This window comes from Acidobacteriota bacterium, from assembly GCA_003225175.1.
Taxonomy (GTDB): Bacteria; Acidobacteriota; Terriglobia; order Terriglobales; family Acidobacteriaceae; genus Gp1-AA112.
On sequence record QIBA01000262.1, the window covers coordinates 1 to 1,927 of the forward strand.

The 1,927-nt window shown below is 53.0% G+C and carries 3 protein-coding genes; all 3 read right to left on the bottom strand.

Annotated features, from left to right (window positions below; genetic code table 11):
- On the bottom strand, positions 1–447 hold a 447-nt coding region (locus DMG62_25240), incomplete at its 3' end, for a tRNA uridine-5-carboxymethylaminomethyl(34) synthesis enzyme MnmG (GenBank protein PYY18818.1).
- 21 nt (positions 448–468) lie between these two features.
- Positions 469–1,137 carry a hypothetical protein gene (locus tag DMG62_25245; GenBank protein ID PYY18819.1) on the bottom strand — a complete coding sequence of 223 codons (669 nt, stop codon included), beginning with the start codon at positions 1,135–1,137 and terminating at the stop codon, positions 469–471.
- Positions 1,138–1,258: 121 nt separating this feature from the next.
- On the bottom strand, positions 1,259–1,927 hold a 669-nt coding region (locus DMG62_25250), incomplete at its 5' end, for a methylenetetrahydrofolate reductase [NAD(P)H] (protein PYY18820.1).

A 1,927-nucleotide genomic window follows, 5' to 3' on the forward strand; every position in this document is an offset into this window, starting at 1 on the left:
CGATGCGATCGCCACGTTGATATCGGTTTCAACACCGACCACCGCCCCGCCATTCTCAACAATGCGCGACACGGTACCCTGCTTCACGTCTATGTTCTGCACCTGCTCCAAAATGGCTTTCATCCTAAACTGGTACGCCTTTTTGTCGCACTGGACCCGTGGAGCGCGGACCGCCGGACCCTTTTTTTGGTTGAGCATTCGAAATTGGATTCCAGTCGCATCAGCATTGAGCCCCATTGCTCCGCCCATCGCATCGATTTCACGAACAATATGCCCTTTGGCAAGTCCGCCGATTGCAGGGTTGCACGACATCTGCCCAATCGTATCGAGATTCTGGGTCAACATCAGTGTCCGGCAGCCGATTCGTGCGGCCGCGAGTGCCGCTTCGATCCCAGCATGCCCGCTACCTATGACCACCACGTCATACTTATTCGGTAATTTATACATAAATGACTGACAGCTATAGCTTTAGCTGGATAATATCCGGCGCTCCAGCGGTTCTTTTGGCGTTCCATCTGACCGTCGGTCCGGTGACGTTTGAATCGCCCGACGCGCGATGCGACCCAACACAACCAAGAACAACACCGTTGTGATGAATGCGCCGCCCCAAATCCAATACTCGACTGTCCGCGGGTAACTTTTGCCACGCATGACGCGCACTGCAAGTTGGCCCAGCGTTCCTATGTACGCGTAAAAGAAAAGCCCAGGCATACGCCCAATCGACGCCCAAAGCATGTAGCTGCCAAAACGAATTCGCGTTAGCCCATAAACGTAATTCAGCAGGCTGGTAGGAAAGAGCGGATGCAATTGGCTCAGCTTGGCGACGAAGCGACTCAACGTAAAGGAAATCGCCGTCGAAATGATGTTGCCCGCCAATACGAGCAAAAATCCCCACCATAGGCCGAAGAAGAAACCGCTTCCCACAGCAAGGATGCCTCCCGGCAGCAGAAGGATATTGCTAGCTGCAAACAATAATGGATAGCAAATCCCGGCCCAAGCGCCCCACCTCATCATACGTTCCTGTAAGCCTGCGACAAAAGTGACAACTGGAAGGACGCGCGAAAGCGCTACCACGAGCGCAATTGCACAAACGACGGGTACAGCTTGCCAGAAAATCACGCGGCGGACGTTCAGCACTCTAAGAGTGTGCCCATACTACCCAGTCTGTGCAAATGTTCGCGTTTTCTTGTAAACAGCTCGAATCATGCACAAAACGCATGCAAGCGTTGGACGATTCGGCCAAAATGGATTGCTGCAGCTAAACGTTCGAAGCTTGCAGGTTGCGATTGCGGGGAATGCCGAGGCTGTCAAAAATCATCCGGGTAGCGCCCGACTGATTGAGCGTATAGAAATGGATACCGGCAACATCGTTAGTCAGAAGGTCATGGCATTGCTCCAATGCGTATTGAATGCCAACGTGCCTAACCATGTCGGGATCATTTTGGCAAGGCTGTAGAGCACGTAGCAGCTTCGCAGGAAAACGTGCGCCGCCAGCCAGTTCCGCCATGCGTTTCAACCCAGTGATAGAGGTAATCGGCATGATGCCGGCGATGATAGGTATATGAACGCCTGCGAGCCCACAGCGCTCCCGGAAATCGAAAAAGTCGCGATTATCAAAAAAGAGCTGTGTGACAATGTAATCGGCGCCAGCATCCACCTTAGCTTTGAAATGATCCATCTCAACCAACCTATTAGGCGTGGCAGGATGTCCTTCGGGAAAACCAGCAACGCCAATCCCGAAACCACGGCGGTCACGATGGACGCCGGATTCGTTGAACAGACGAACGAATTTTACCAGGTCGATTGCGTGTTGGAACGAGTCGCGCGATTTATCGTACGCCATTCCAGCTGGTCGGTCGCCGCCGAGCGCCAGAATGTTTCCAATGACTGATTTCGCGTATCGGAGAAGAATCGCGTCAATTTCCTC